Below are 13,571 nucleotides of genomic sequence, written 5' to 3'. Positions count from 1 at the left end.
AAGAAATACACAAAGCAAGACGGAGACAAGACATGACACCCAGAATCGGATTTATCGGCATCGGCATGATGGGCCACGGCATGGCCAAAAACCTGCTGGCCAAGGGCTTTGGCCTGACTTTCAAGGTCAATCGCAACCGCGACAATCTGGCCGACCTCATCGCCGCCGGCGCGAAAGAAGCCAAGACCAATGCCGAATGCGCGCAGGCCAGCGACATCGTGTTTATCTGCGTCACCGGCTCGCCGCAGGTCGAGGACATCGTCTACGGCAAGGACGGCCTGCTGGGCAGCGGCCGCGAGGGCCTGATCGTGGTCGACACCTCCACGGCAGAGCCAGCCTCCAGCACACGCATCCGCAAGGACCTCGCGGCCAAAGGCATCAAGCTCGTCGATGCGCCGCTGGCGCGCACGCCCAAGGAGGCCGAGGAAGGCCGGCTCAACACCATGGTGGGCGCCGAGCCGGAAGACTTCAAAACGCTGGAGCCCGTGCTCAAGGCCTTTTGCGAAAACATTTTCCACGTCGGCCCACCCGGCCACGGCCATGTGCTCAAGCTGGTCAACAACATGATGGCCATGAGCTTCGCGGCCTCGATTGCCGAAGCCTTCGCCGTCGCGGCCAAAAGCGGGCTGGACCTCAATCGCCTCTACGACGTGATCTCGGCCGGCGGCGTGAACTGCGGCATCTTCCAGATGATGGCGACCAAAACCTTGAAAGAAGGCGACGTCACCGGCTTCAAGTTCGGCATCGCCAATGCGCAGAAGGACCTGCGCTACTACACCCACCTGGCCGAGATGCTGCCCGTCAGCAGCTTGATGGGCGAGGCCGCGCACCAGAGCCTGATACAGGCCAGCAACGCCGGTTTCGGCGACAAGCTGATCGCCTCCCTTTTTGAAGCGCAGGAAAAACTCAACGACGTCAAGATCGTTCCCCGTTAAGCCGACCCGTTCGAACCATTCACAAGCAGGAGACAAACCATGAGCGAGATCAACAACAAGGACGCAGCCCCCGAATCCCAACCCGACGCCACGGCCACTTCGCGCCGCGCGCTGCTCAAGCACGGCAGCCTGGCGCTGGTGGGCGCGGGCCTGTACGGCGCGGCGCCCTTTATGGGCCCCTGGAAGCACAACCACGCCTGGGCGCAGACCGGCCAGAAGAAGCCGCTGACCATTGGCCTGACCATGGACGCCTCAGGCCTCTACGCGGCCTCGGGTGCTGAAGAACGCCTGGGCGCGATGATGGCCATCAAGGAGTTCAACGACAAGGGCGGCGTGCTGGGCCGGCGCATCGAGGCCATCCACATCGACACTGAAACCACGCCGGCCACCGGCTCGCGCGTGGCCGAACGCATGATCACCCGCAACGAGGCGGCCTTCCTGATAGGCGCGGTGCATTCGGGCGTGTCCAACGCGATCTCGCAGGTGGCGCAAAAATACGGCACCGTGTTTTTGAACACCAACTCCAGCAGCCCGACCGAAGCCGGCAAGGACTGCCACCGCACCAAGTTCGTCTGGGACGGCAACGGCACCAATTTTTCGAATGCCATCGTCAAGAACGCCATCAAGGCCAGCGGCAAGAACTGGGTGCTGTTGACCAACGACTATGTGTGGGGCCACACCACATCGAAAGCAACGCGCGCCATTGTGGAGGCCAACGGCGGAAAGATCGTGGAAGAACTGCTGGTGCCGCAGAACACCCGCGACTTCTCGTCCTACCTGCTCAAGCTGCAGCAGCTCAAACCCAACGTGGTGGCCACGGCCGTGGGCGGCGACGACATCAAGGCGCTGCGCCAGCAGGTGGTGCAGCTCAAGATGAACCAGAGCATGGCCTGGATCAACAACCAGCAGGACTGGCCCGATGTCTACGGCCTGGGCCCCGAGGCCATCTTCGGCGTCTTCGGCACCACCTGGTACTGGCGCCTGAATCTGCCCGGCGTGAAGGAATTCGTCGCGGCCTACCAGAAGCAGTTCCCGGGCATGGCGATACGCGTGCCGGGCAATGTGTACCACAACAGCTACATGGCCACGCGCGAACTGCTGCGCTGCGCGGAGGAAGCCGGCACCACCAACAACATCGCGGTCATCAAGAAGCTCGAAGGCCGCAAGATGAGCGCGGCCGACCGCCTGCAGCATTACGACGCCTGGATGGACCCGGTCACCCACCAGTGCCAGCAAACCATTTATATGGCGACCTACAACGACCAGCCCGCCGAGAAAGACGACATCTTCAAGATCCTCACGCAAGCCGATCCCAAGGACGTGCAGGACAAGGATGCCGCGGGCGCCTGCAAGCTCGAGAGCTACGACGCGACGCCCAGCTACGAAGTCTGAGCGCCCGGCTTCTCATCTTTAAAGGCCGCGATGGACTTCCTGCTTCAACTGGTTCCCCACCTCGTCAACGGCATCTCGCTGGGCCTGCTGTTCGCGCTCATCGCGCTGGGCTTCATGCTCATCGTGGGGGTGATGGAAACCATCAACCTGGCGCACGGCTCGCTGTTCGCGCTGGGCATGTATTTCGCGTTGTTCCTCATCGCGCCGCAACTGGGCATGTTTCCCAACCTGCAGGCCTGGTACATGAGCCTGCCGCTGGGAACCCGCTACGGGGTGGCGCTGATTTTTGCGCCCATCCTGGTCGGCATCTTCGGCATGCTGCTGGAGCTGTGCATGCGGCGCACCTACGGCCGCGACCCGCTCTACGGGCTGCTGCTGACATTTGGTGCTGCGCTGGTGATTGAAGAAACGATACGCCTGGTATGGGGCTCTTCGGAAAAGCAACTCATGCTGCCGCAAGCCATCTCCGGTGCCTTCCTCATGGGCGACCTGGTGTATTCGAAGTACCGCTTCTTTGCCAGCGGCTTTGCGGTGCTGATGATTGTGCTGCTCTGGTTGTTTTTGCAGAAGACGCCCTACGGCGCCATCATCAAGGCCGGCGCGCACGACAGCGAAATGGTGCGCGCGCTGGGCATCAACCTCTCGCGCCTGCGTCTCTTTGTGTTCGGCCTGGGTGTGGCGCTGGCGGCGATTGCCGGTGTGGTCATGGCGCCCATCTGGGGCATACGCCCGCACGTGGGTGTGGACGCGGTGGTGCCGGCCTTTCTGATCATTGTGCTGGGCGGTGTGGGGTCGCTGTGGGGCGCGGTGATTGCAGGGCTCATGGTCGGTATGGTGGTCGGGCTCACGGGCTCCTATGCCTCCGAGTGGTCGCTGATGTCCATGTATTTGCTGTTTATCGCCGTGGTCACCTTTCGCTCGCGCGGCCTCTTCGGAAAGAAAAGCGTGCTCGATGCTTGAGTCGCTCAGTCACTGCTTACCGCAGAAAGTATTTGGATGAAACCGCTTCAAGACAAAGTCGCGCTGGTCACAGGCGCGGCCGGCACCATGGGCCTGGCCGTCGTCAAGGCCTTGCTGGAGGACGGCTGCAAGGTCGCGATGGTCGATGTGAGCCAGGAGCGCAACCGCGCGCTGGCCGATGAGCTGGGTTCGCGTGCCTTGTCGTTCTCGTTCGACATCAGTGATGCGGCTGCGGTGAGCGACGGGCATGCGCTCATCGTCAAGGCCTTTGGGCCCGTCGACATCCTGGTCAATAACGCCGGCATTCTCTCCAACAACAAGGTCGAGGCCACCGAGGCTTCTGAATGGCGGCGCGTACTGGGGGCCAACCTGGACGGTGCGTTTTACCTCGCACAGCAGGTGGTGCCGGCCATGAAGGCGCGGCGCTTCGGCCGCATCATCAACACCAGCTCGCTGGCGGCCAAGACGGGCGGGCTGACGGCGGGCACGGCCTATTCGGTGTCCAAGGGCGCGATGAGTTCGTTGACTTTTTCGCTGGCGCGCGAGCTCGCGCCTTTCGGCGTCACGGCCAATGCCGTCGCGCCGGCTTATGTCAGGACGCCCATGATCACCGAACAACTCAACGAAGAGCAGCGCCAGAAGCTGTTGAAAGACATCCCGGTCGGCCGCTTTTGTGAACCCGAGGAGTTTGCCCATGTGGTGCGCTTCCTGGCCTCGCCGCTGTCGGGCTTTATCACGGGCGAGATCATTGACCTCAATGGTGGCCTGTTAATGGATTAGAGCCGGGTCCCAGGGAAAGCCCTTTCGCCGCCCGCGCGCTTTGCACCCACAATTTCGCCATCCATGAGCAGCATCACACCCCGGATTGATTTCAGCACTGCGCTGACAGGCTTGTTTGACCTGCGCGGCAAGACCGCCTATGTGCCCGGCGGCTATGGCGGCATAGGCGAAGCCATTGCCTGGGGCCTGGCGATGGCCGGGGCGCGCGTCGCGGTGTCGGGCCGCGATGAAGCCAAGGCGCAAGCCGTGGCTTCATCGCTGCGGGCGGCGGGGCACGAGGCCCTGGGCCTGGCCATGGACGCGCATTCGGTGCCGCAGATGCAGGCTTCGGTCGATGCCGTGGCGCAGCAGTGGGGCGGCCTCGACATCCTGGTGAACTGCGTCGGCATGCAGCGCGAACAGGCTTTGCTCGAAGTCACCGAAGAGGCTTTCGACGAAGTGCTGCAGGTCAACCTCAAGGCTGCGATGTTTCTGGCACAGGCGGCAGCCAAACACCAGATCGCAGGCGGCAAGGGAGGCGCGCAGGTGCATCTGCTCTCGGTGCGCGCGCAACTGGGCCTGCGCGGCCGCGGTTATTCAGCCTACAGCAGCAGCAAGGGCGGCCTGGTTATGCTGATACGCCAGCATGCGAGCGAACTCGCGCCGCACGGCATCACCGTCAACGGCATCGCGCCCACCGTGGTGCAGACCGAGATGGCGCGCCACTGGCTGGAAAACCCCGAGACGCATCAACAGGTGCTGGCCCGCATTCCGCTGGGCCGCGTGGCCGACCCGCAGGATGTGGCCGGCGCGGCGGTGTTTTTTGCAGCGCCCGCCTCGCGCTTCGTCACGGGGCAGGTGCTGTATCTCGATGGCGGAATCACCGCTTCGCAGTAAGCCCGAACAAGCTGGGATAAAAAAGATTGATAGCCCCGCGCCCAATTTCCCCATTCACACGGGTTCGGACAAGTTGCAGCCTTACTTCGCCAATCCGAGTGCCTTTGCCGCATTCACCATCGATGGATCTTGTGCCCAATCTGGATTGGCCCGGATATGGCGCTTGAGTAATTCCGCCGCTTCTTCGTTGCGTTTCAAAATGCCTAACGAGAAAACGGCTTCTTTAATACCGCCTATTTTTGCAATACGGGCGGGATCAATGCCAAGTGCTTTGTAAACCGTAGCCACGCATTCCTCATGACGATCAAGCTGGTGAAATGCCGCGGCCATTGCCAGCAAGGACAGTGCACTATGGTCAATAGAGTTCCACTTTTGCGATCGCGCCAGAGCCATAGCCCAGTTCTGATTTTTGGAATCTATCTCACCCAAAAATCCTAGTATCGGTACATACGCCGGATTCTTCTTCGCTATGTCTTCCGCCATCTTGTAAGCCGTGTCTACATTGCCTCTGCGCAAGGTAGTCTCCGCCAATACCTGGTGCAAATTGGCTTGGTAAGGACTGCCCTTCTGTATGCCTTGCTTTGCTATGCGGTCTGCGCTGGCGAAATCTCCGGCATCCATGTAAAGAATGGCAAGTCTTGGGTCGTAAAAACCTTTGCCAATACAGGATTTTCCTTGGTCTTCCAATGCCTTGGCGCGCCCAAGACGGCTACCCAGTCCAGGGCTCTCGTCCCAGCGAACAGAAAGTGCATCGCAGGTCGGCGCGTCCGTAGCGGTTTGACTCATGGCAACGGAGCTCCACATAGATATGGCCGTACAGAAGAGACCCGACCAAAGCGAGTATCTACCGGTGCTGCCACCAAGAAATCGTACGCATTTTTCAGTTTTGCATTTCAATTTTTCATCCCCTCTGCAAACGCTTTCCCTGGGCCGAAGCGCAGTGGCCATAGCTTGGTGCATCTTCGGATGCGGCTTTTCGATACGCAATTGCGAAGCTGGCTTTATCGCCAAAGAAAAGTTGCTTCATTCTGGGTTCTCCGGCACAACAACTAGAGACCCTGTTCCAAGGCTCAGCGTTTTCCGGCCAGAGCCGCGACGGCATGCTGCACGCCGTTGCCGAAGGGAATGCCTTGCACCCGCATGGCGGCTTCCACGCCGGCCAGGCAGCCCAGGATCATGGCCGGGTTCATGTCGCCCAGGTGGCCGATGCGAAACGTGCGTCCCGCCAGCGGGCCCAGGCCGCCGGCAATCGCGACCTGAAATTGCTCGCGCGCGACCGTACGCATGGCCTCGGGATCCATGCCCTCAGCCACCGCCACCGTGGTGACGGAGACCGAACGCGCCGCCGGCTCACGCACAAAAAAATCCAGCGCACCGCCTTCGCTCCAGGCCTGGACGGCGGCATGCACGGCGCCGGCGATCAAGCGATGGCGGGCAATGACTTCTTCAAGGCCTTCATGAAAAATCAACCCCAGCGCGGCCTCCAGGCCGAAGAGCAGGGTTTGCGGCGGCGTGCCGCAGAACTTGCGGTAGCTCAGCGGGCTTTGCCGCCGCGCCCAGTCCCAGTAGAAGCGCGGTGTGGGGTTGGCCGCGGCGACCTTCATCGCGGCGGCGTCGGCGGCCACGAAGGCCAGGCCGGGCGGCACCATCAGGCCTTTTTGCGAGGCGCCCAGCACGACATTGGCGCCCAGCGCATCCATGGCAAAGGGCGCGGCGCCCAGCGAGGCCACCACGTCCACCACCAGCAGCGCGGGGTGTTTCGCCGCATCCAGTGCCTGCCGGACCGCGGCGAGGTCGCTGGTCATGCCGCTGGCGGTGTCGGTATGCACCACAAACACGGCCACGATGGCGTGCGAGCTGTCGGCGCGCAAGGCGGCTTCAATCGCCTGCGCATCAGCCGGGTAGCCCTCGCGCCAGGGTGTGCGCAGCACTTTGGCGCCCATGGCCTCGGCTTGCACGGCCCAGGATTCGGAAAAATGCCCGGTCCCGGCGACCAGCACCTGCTGCCCCGGCGCGAGCAGGTTGGCGATCACCGCCTCCCAGGCGCCGTGGCCGTTGCAGGTATACATGAAGACGTCGGCCTTGTCGGTTTGCAGCAGCGCCTTGAGCCCGGTTTCGCAGGCCTGGATCACGCGCTCCAGCCGCGGGTCGCCCATGTCCATGGGCTGCCTTCGCATCGCGTCCATGACCTCGTCGGGTACCCGCGTGGGGCCCGGTGAGTGGAGGAATCGATGGCCGGGGATGCGTGGGTGGGACGTCATGTCGAAAAATTATGCGCCTGCCGGCTTGCGGTTGACCAGCACGATGCCGGCCGCCACGGTGGCCAGCGCCACCAGCAGGCCGGTGGTCACGCTTTCCTTGAGCCACAGCGCGCCGAACAGCAGCGCGAACAGCGGCGTGAAAAACACGAACACCGAAATTTTGGTGGCCGGGTAGCGCCCCAGCATCCACATCCAGGCCAGGTAGCTGGCGAAAGCGCCTATCACCGTCTGCAGCAGCAGCGAGGTGATGGCGAACGGGCTGAAGTGCCAGGACCACTGCTCGCCCAGGTAGAGCGACAGCAAGGGGAACACGGCGGCGCTCACGGCCAGCTGGTAGAACAGCAGCTTCTCTGCGGAGATTTTGACCAGTTGGGTGGCGCGTATCACGACGGTAGTCAGGCCCCACAGCATGCCGGCGGCCAGTGCCATCAGGTCGCCGCGCGCGGTCGAGGCGTGGTCGCCGGTGAAGCCTTCGCGCAGCGCGAACACCACGGCGGCGAAGGCGCAGAGCAGGCCCAGCCACTGCAGGCCGCGCAGCCGTTCGGACTTGACCCACAGCGGCACCAAGGCCGCGACCCAGAAGGGCGAGGTGTACAAAAACACCGTGAGGCGCGAGGCGCTGGTGTATTGCAAGCCCACGTAAATGCAGGCGAATTCCGCACCGAACAAGGCACCCGCCAGCAGGCCGGCCTTGAGTGAGCCGTCGCGGCTGAACAGCGGGATCTTGCGCCACAGGCACCACAGCCACAGCAGGGCCGTGGCGCCCACCAGGCGCAGCGAGGCCTGGAACATGGGCGGGATCTCGCTGATGGTGGCCTTGATCAGCACCTGCTGCAGACCCCAGAACAGGCAGCAGCCCAGCAACAGRGACATGGCGAGGGTGTCTAGGTGCGTCTTGCGTGTCATCGGAGAAAGACCTCGAAACTGGGTGTGAACGCTTGGGTTAAAAGCTTTGAAGTGATCGACCGCCGCTGGCCCCCACCCCTGCCCTCCCCCAGAGGGGGAGGGAGTGAATTACCTGGAACGCGGTTACTACTCCTTCCCCCTCTGGGGGAAGGTTGGGATGGGGGCTCTGCGCTCGCTACAGCGGGTGTTCTGTATAAAACCTGCCGCCGTGGAACAGCAGCGGCGAGGCACCCGCGCGGTGGCCGCAGCGCTCGACTTCGCCGACAAAGATCACGTGGTCGCCTTCTTCATAGCGGCTGCGGTTAAAGCATTCAAAGTGGGCGGCCGCGCCGTCCAGCAGCGGCGCGCCGCTGGCGCCTTCGCTATAGGCCACGCCGTCCCAGCGGTCGGCGCGCCCGCTGGCAAAACGCTCGGCCAGCTCTTTCTGGTCGGCCGCGAGGATGTTGATGGCGTAGTGCGAGCCGGTGCTCAGCGCGGCCATGGAGCCGGCCGCGCGCGCCAGGCTCCACAGCACCAGCGGCGGCTGCAGCGACACCGAATTGAAGGAGTTGGCGGTCAGGCCCACCAGCACGCCGGTCGGCGTGCGCGCGGTGACGATGGTGACCCCGGTGGCGAACATGGCCAGCGACGCCCGGAATTCCCGCTGCGAAAAACTGGGACTGCTCGCTTGGCGAGGTATGGCGGGGGTCGGCATAGAAGGCTAATTTAACTGATGCGGCCCCGGCCCACTTGCGTCAGGGTTTAGGCTGGCGGGTGGCAGGGGCCGCGGCGCCGCCGGTTAAACTCGCGGGCATGCCGTTTCACCGCTTTGCCCTCTGCCTGTTTGCTACTTATTTCATAGCGAATGGTGCCCGGGCTGATTCGCCTTGCGCCGATTACGCGGCCAAACTGCCGAACGTCAAACGGGAACTCTGCGAGGCGGCGCAGCTGCAGCCCACGGGCGCGCGATCCGTCAACGGGCAGGCGCTTTGGGTGCGCGACATCAAGCCCGACAACGCCAGCCTGCGCGTGCTGGTGGTGGGCGCCATCCACGGCGACGAGCTGTCTTCGGGCGCGGTGGCATTGCACTGGATCAAGCTGGCCGCGCAGCCGCCGCAGGACGCGCCCCAAGTGGTCCACTGGCGTTTTGTGCCGGTGCTCAATCCCGACGGCGTGCTGTCCAGCCCGCCGCGCCGCGTCAACGCGCATGGCGTGGACCTGAACCGCAACTTCCCCACGCCCAACTGGGAGCGCGACGCCAAGGTCTACTGGGAAAAACGCACGGGCAAGGACCCGCGCCGCTGGCCCGGCCCCAAGCCGCTGTCGGAGCCCGAGTCGCGTTTCCTGCACGAGCAGATGCAAAGCTTCAAGCCCCAGCTCATCGTCAGCATCCATGCGCCATACGGTGTGCTCGACTTTGACGGGCCCTCGGTGCCACCCTCGCGCCTGGGGCGGCTGTACCTCGACCAGGTCGGCATCTTCCCAGGCTCGTTGGGCAACTACGGCGGCATCCACAAAGGTGTGCCGGTGGTGACCATAGAACTGCCCAATTCCACACGCACGCCGCTCGATGCCGAGATGCGCCAGATGTGGCTGGACCTGCTGCGCTGGATGAGCGAGCGAGCGGTGGGGCAGGGCGCGGAACACGCGCCGCGTGTGCCTTAGGGCGGTCAGTAACCCCTAGCGCAGCATGCTGGACATGGCCGACAGGCTGTTGACCATGCGCACGGCGGCTTCCACGGTAGGCGCGTCAAAGCCGACCTCGTCCCCGTCCAGCCGCCGCAGGGCCGGCCATTGGCAGAACAGGTCGGCCAGCGCCGGCGACTGGGTCTGGATGCGCACGGCAATGGGACCTGGCAACACATAAGGGCGAGCTGCGCCGCGCTGTGCCAGCGCGGCGGCCACGCCGACGCGTATGGCCGCGCAGGCCTTGGCCGGCGACAGGCTGATGCCGCTGGTCTGGCCGGTGGCCCGCTTGGTTTGCACAAAGGTGGCATGCGGAAACAGCGGGCGGTGCTCCTCGATGAACACGTCGTCGCCGCTGGCCATCACCACCGGCACGCCGTACTCGCCGGCCAGCGCGCCGTAGATGCCGGCTTCGCCCAGTTCAAGGCCGTTGAAATACACGCGCGCAAAGGCGAAGCTGTTGATGGTGTGCGCCAGGATGCCGCGGCCCTGCGCGCGCGAGTGGTAGCCGATCATGCAGACGGCGTCCACGCCGTCGTCGACGCCGGCCATCATGCTCAGGTAGCGCGGCTTGCCCATGACGGCCTGGGCGCGCGCATCCAGCAGCTCCGGCGGCATGTTGCGAAAGCTGCCGTGCGAATCGTTGACCAGCACCTCGGTGGCGCCCCCATCGAAGGCGCCGGCAATGGCGGCATTGGCCTCGTGCGTCATCAGCAGGCGGGCACGCTCGTATTCAGGATTGCCGGCGCGCACCTGCTCGTGGTGGAAAACGCCGGCCACGCCTTCGATGTCGGTGGAGATCAGGACTTTCATGGGGATTCGCTCAGGATGGAAATGAGGATGAAGAAGGCCAGCCGGGCAGCAGGTCGGCCAGCGCGTTGCGGTGGTGGCCGTTTCGGCCGGTGACGGCGCGCGCCTGCCACAGGGCATGGATGATGGCCTGCTCGGTGCTGTCGGCCACGGCCTGGAACAGCGGGTCGATCAGGCCGTCGTGCAGCATGGTCACGGACGGCATAGGCCGGGTGGCTTGCTGCGGCACGGTATAGGCGGTGGAAAACGCCAGCGCGATGTCTCCGCTGCCGTGGCCGAACACCGAGCCGGTGCGTGCCAGCCCGGCGCCGGCGCGCAAGGCCAGCCGGCGCAACTGGCGCGCGTCCAGCGGCGCGTCGGTGGCGATGAGCAAAATGATGGAGCCCTTCTCCGGTTCGGCCGCCTGGTGTGGCGATGACGCGCCGCGGCGCGCGGCCAGCTGGACGCCCAGGGCCCGGCCGGCCAAAACCAGTTGCGAAAGCCGGCCGTAGTTGGCCAGCACCAGCGCGCCCACGGTGTGCTCGCCGCCCCCGGCAACCACCACGCGGCGCGAGGCCGTGCCCACACCGCCCTTGAGCCCGAAACTGGACATGCCGCGCCCCGCGCCGACCGAACCTTCCGCAACCTCGGCGCCCGCCTGCTCACAGGCCTGCAGGTAGTGCTGCCCGGTGACGGCCATGCGCTGGATGTCGTTGAGAAAGCCGTCGTTGCACTCGAACACCAGCGGGTTGACCGTGGGCAGGCCGCGCCCCGTTTCCGGATTGGCGGCAACGCATTGCTGGATCTGCGCGGTCGCCACGGCGGGCACCGAGAAAGTGTTGGTGAGCGCGATGGGTGTTTCCAGCACGCCGAGCTCTTCGACCTGCATCAAGCCGACGCTTTTTCCGAAACCGTTGAGCACGGCCGCAGCAGCCGGAACCCGGTCGAGGAACAGGTCGCCGGCATGCGGGCGCACCACCGTCACGCCGGTTTGCACCTCGTTCGCGTCCAGCGTGCAATGCCCTACGGTGACACCGGCCACATCGGTGATGGCATTGTGCTGCCCTTGCGGCAGGCTGCCGACGTGGGGCAGCAGGTGGCGTGGCGTCAGCAAACCTTGCTCCGCTTACTGGCGGTCAATTTTCGGGTCCAGCGCATCGCGCAGGCCGTCGCCCAGCAGGTTGAAGGCCAGCACCGTCAGGAAGATGGCCAGGCTGGGGAACAGCGCAATATGCGGCGCATTGAGCATGTCGGCGCGCGCCTCGTTGAGCATGGCGCCCCATTCCGGCGTGGGCGGCTGCGCGCCCAGGCCCAGGAAGGAGAGGCTGGCGGCCGTGATGATGGAGGTGCCAATGCGCATGGTCAGGTACACCACCACCGAGGACACCGTGCCCGGCAGCAGGTGGCGCAGCATGATGACCGAGTCGGGCGCGCCTATGGAGCGCACCGCCTCGATGTAGGTCTGGTGCTTGAGCGAGAGCACATTGCCGCGCACCAGGCGCGCAAACGCCGGCACGCTGAACACGGCCACGGCCATGATCACATTGATCATGCCGTTGCCCAGGATGGCGACGATGCCGATGGCCAGCAGAATGCCGGGAAAGGCAAACAGCACGTCGGACATGCGCATGACGATGCGGTCCCACCAGCCTTCGTAGTAACCCGCCAGCAAGCCCAGCAGCGTGCCGATCACGGCGCCCACGGCAACAGAGACCAGGCCCGCCGCCAGCGAGATGCGCGCGCCCAGCAGGATGCGGCTGAAGATGTCGCGGCCCAGCGCGTCCACGCCGAACCAGTGCTTGGCGGAGGGCGGCGCATTCAGCGCGTCGTAGTCGAAAAAGTTTTCCGCGTCGAAAGGGGCCAGCCAGGGCGCGAGCACCGCCACCAGCACCAGCAGCAACACAAAGCCGCCGGCCACGAGGGCCACGTGCTGCTTCTTGAATTTGCGCCAGAACTCGGCGGCGGGTGTGCGCACGGCGAGCGCGCCTTCGGGAGCCGGCGATTCAACCGCAGGGGCGGCGCGTGGAGTTTCGGGGGTGTTCACTTGAAACGGATGGTCGGGTTGATGATGGCGTAGAGCAGGTCCACCACCAGGTTGATCAGGATGAATTCGAGCGAGAACAGCAGCACCAGCGCCTGGATCACGGGGTAGTCCCGCATCTCCACCGCATCGACCAGCAGCCGCCCCATGCCGGGCCAGTTGAAGACGACTTCCACGACGATGGAGCCGCCCAGCAGAAAGCCGAACTGCAGGCCCATCATGGTGACGACCGGGATCAGCGCATTGCGCAGCGCGTGCTTGACCACCACCACGGTTTCGGACAGGCCCTTGGCGCGCGCGGTGCGCACATAGTCTTCCTTGAGGATGTCGATGAAGGAGCTGCGCGTGAAGCGCGCCATCACGGCCGCCACGCCCGCGCCCAGCGTGAGGGACGGCAGGATGTAGTGCCGCCACGAATCGGCCCCGACGGTGGGCAGCCAGCCCAGCTGCACCGAGAAGAACTGCATGAGCAGCATGCCCAGCGCGAACGAGGGAAACGAAATGCCCGAGACCGCCAGCGACATGCCCAGCCGGTCGGGCCAGCGGTTGCGCCACACGGCCGAGACCATGCCCAGCACCAACCCCAGCAGCACCGACCAGCCCATGGCCGCGATGGTGAGCCAGAAGGTGGGCGCGAAGCGCTCCCCGATCTCCGTGGCCACGGGCCGCTTGGTGCGGATGGACAGGCCGAAGTCGCCCTGCAGCGCGTGGCTGAAAAAGCGCACGAACTGCTGCGGCATCGGCAGGTCCAGCCCCAGGTCGCGGCGCACCAGCTCCACGGTTTCGGGGCCTGCGTCAGGCCCGGCGGCCAGGCGCGCCGGGTCGCCGGGCAGCAGGTGCACGAACAGGAACACCAGCACGGCCACGATCAGCAGCGTCGGCAGCAGGCCCAGCAGGCGCTTGAGAAGATAGGAGGTCATGCGGGAGCGGGTTCTTCAGGGTTTCAAAAGGCGGTTGCGGCCGGGA

14 protein-coding genes are annotated in these 13,571 nt (G+C 64.7%); 6 read left to right on the top strand and 8 right to left on the bottom strand.

The window, feature by feature from the left end; translation table 11 throughout:
• Nucleotides 1–32 precede the first annotated feature (32 nt).
• The 5 genes from AC1DXS_RS03160 to AC1DXS_RS03140 all read left to right on the top strand — a co-directional run bounded on the left by AC1DXS_RS03160 (nucleotide 33) and on the right by AC1DXS_RS03140 (nucleotide 4,943).
• Nucleotides 33–935, top strand: coding sequence for an NAD(P)-dependent oxidoreductase (locus tag AC1DXS_RS03160; RefSeq protein WP_477736123.1), 903 nt, complete (start codon nucleotides 33–35; stop codon nucleotides 933–935).
• Between the two features lie 39 nt (nucleotides 936–974).
• Complete coding sequence (locus tag AC1DXS_RS03155; protein ID WP_477736122.1) at nucleotides 975–2,327, top strand: ABC transporter substrate-binding protein; 1,353 nt, start codon at nucleotides 975–977, stop codon at nucleotides 2,325–2,327.
• A gap of 30 nt (nucleotides 2,328–2,357) precedes the next feature.
• Complete coding sequence (locus tag AC1DXS_RS03150) at nucleotides 2,358–3,287, top strand: branched-chain amino acid ABC transporter permease (protein WP_477736121.1); 930 nt, start codon at nucleotides 2,358–2,360, stop codon at nucleotides 3,285–3,287.
• A gap of 36 nt (nucleotides 3,288–3,323) precedes the next feature.
• Complete coding sequence (locus AC1DXS_RS03145; protein ID WP_477736120.1) at nucleotides 3,324–4,067, top strand: SDR family NAD(P)-dependent oxidoreductase; 744 nt, start codon at nucleotides 3,324–3,326, stop codon at nucleotides 4,065–4,067.
• Nucleotides 4,068–4,130: 63 nt separating this feature from the next.
• On the top strand, nucleotides 4,131–4,943 hold the full coding sequence (locus tag AC1DXS_RS03140; protein ID WP_477736119.1) for an SDR family NAD(P)-dependent oxidoreductase: 813 nt from the start codon (nucleotides 4,131–4,133) through the stop codon (nucleotides 4,941–4,943).
• Between the two features lie 81 nt (nucleotides 4,944–5,024).
• Here AC1DXS_RS03140 and AC1DXS_RS03135 read toward each other — a convergent pair whose 3' ends face one another.
• The 4 genes from AC1DXS_RS03135 to AC1DXS_RS03120 form a co-directional block, all read right to left on the bottom strand.
• Nucleotides 5,025–5,729, bottom strand: coding sequence for a tetratricopeptide repeat protein (locus AC1DXS_RS03135; protein WP_477736118.1), 705 nt, complete (start codon nucleotides 5,727–5,729; stop codon nucleotides 5,025–5,027).
• Nucleotides 5,730–6,013: 284 nt separating this feature from the next.
• Entirely contained in the window at nucleotides 6,014–7,204 is a 1,191-nt protein-coding gene (locus tag AC1DXS_RS03130) for a pyridoxal-phosphate-dependent aminotransferase family protein (RefSeq protein WP_477736117.1), read from the bottom strand.
• A 9-nt stretch (nucleotides 7,205–7,213) separates the two neighbouring features.
• Complete coding sequence (locus AC1DXS_RS03125) at nucleotides 7,214–8,110, bottom strand: DMT family transporter (RefSeq protein WP_477736116.1); 897 nt, start codon at nucleotides 8,108–8,110, stop codon at nucleotides 7,214–7,216.
• 175 nt (nucleotides 8,111–8,285) lie between these two features.
• Nucleotides 8,286–8,729: a flavin reductase family protein gene (locus tag AC1DXS_RS03120; RefSeq protein ID WP_477736115.1), complete on the bottom strand. Its 444-nt coding sequence runs from the start codon at nucleotides 8,727–8,729 to the stop codon at nucleotides 8,286–8,288.
• Between the two features lie 173 nt (nucleotides 8,730–8,902).
• Here AC1DXS_RS03120 and AC1DXS_RS03115 point away from each other — a divergent pair, with 173 nt between their 5' ends.
• A complete protein-coding gene (locus AC1DXS_RS03115) occupies nucleotides 8,903–9,754 on the top strand; it encodes a M14 family zinc carboxypeptidase (protein WP_477736114.1) in 852 nt (283 codons plus the stop codon).
• A 15-nt stretch (nucleotides 9,755–9,769) separates the two neighbouring features.
• Here the strand turns inward: AC1DXS_RS03115 and AC1DXS_RS03110 are convergent, their stop codons facing one another.
• Genes AC1DXS_RS03110 through gsiC form a run of 4 tightly spaced genes read right to left on the bottom strand, consistent with a single transcriptional unit; the run spans nucleotide 9,770 to nucleotide 13,525 of the window.
• On the bottom strand, nucleotides 9,770–10,588 hold the full coding sequence (locus tag AC1DXS_RS03110; RefSeq protein ID WP_477736113.1) for a M55 family metallopeptidase: 819 nt from the start codon (nucleotides 10,586–10,588) through the stop codon (nucleotides 9,770–9,772).
• Nucleotides 10,589–10,598: 10 nt separating this feature from the next.
• Nucleotides 10,599–11,675 (bottom strand): DmpA family aminopeptidase, encoded by a 1,077-nt coding sequence (locus AC1DXS_RS03105; protein WP_477736154.1) that lies wholly within the window; start codon nucleotides 11,673–11,675, stop codon nucleotides 10,599–10,601.
• Between the two features lie 15 nt (nucleotides 11,676–11,690).
• Entirely contained in the window at nucleotides 11,691–12,608 is a 918-nt protein-coding gene (gene gsiD, locus AC1DXS_RS03100) for a glutathione ABC transporter permease GsiD (RefSeq protein ID WP_477736112.1), read from the bottom strand.
• Entirely contained in the window at nucleotides 12,605–13,525 is a 921-nt protein-coding gene (gene gsiC / locus AC1DXS_RS03095) for a glutathione ABC transporter permease GsiC (protein ID WP_477736111.1), read from the bottom strand. Before gsiC ends, gsiD begins: the two co-directional genes overlap by 4 nt.
• Between the last annotated feature and the right edge of the window lie 46 nt (nucleotides 13,526–13,571).

The sequence above is a fragment of the Polaromonas sp. P3_B1 genome (assembly GCF_056402935.1).
The sequence above is the reverse complement of the archived record's forward strand: the minus strand, read 5'-3'. Positions and strand labels throughout refer to the sequence as shown.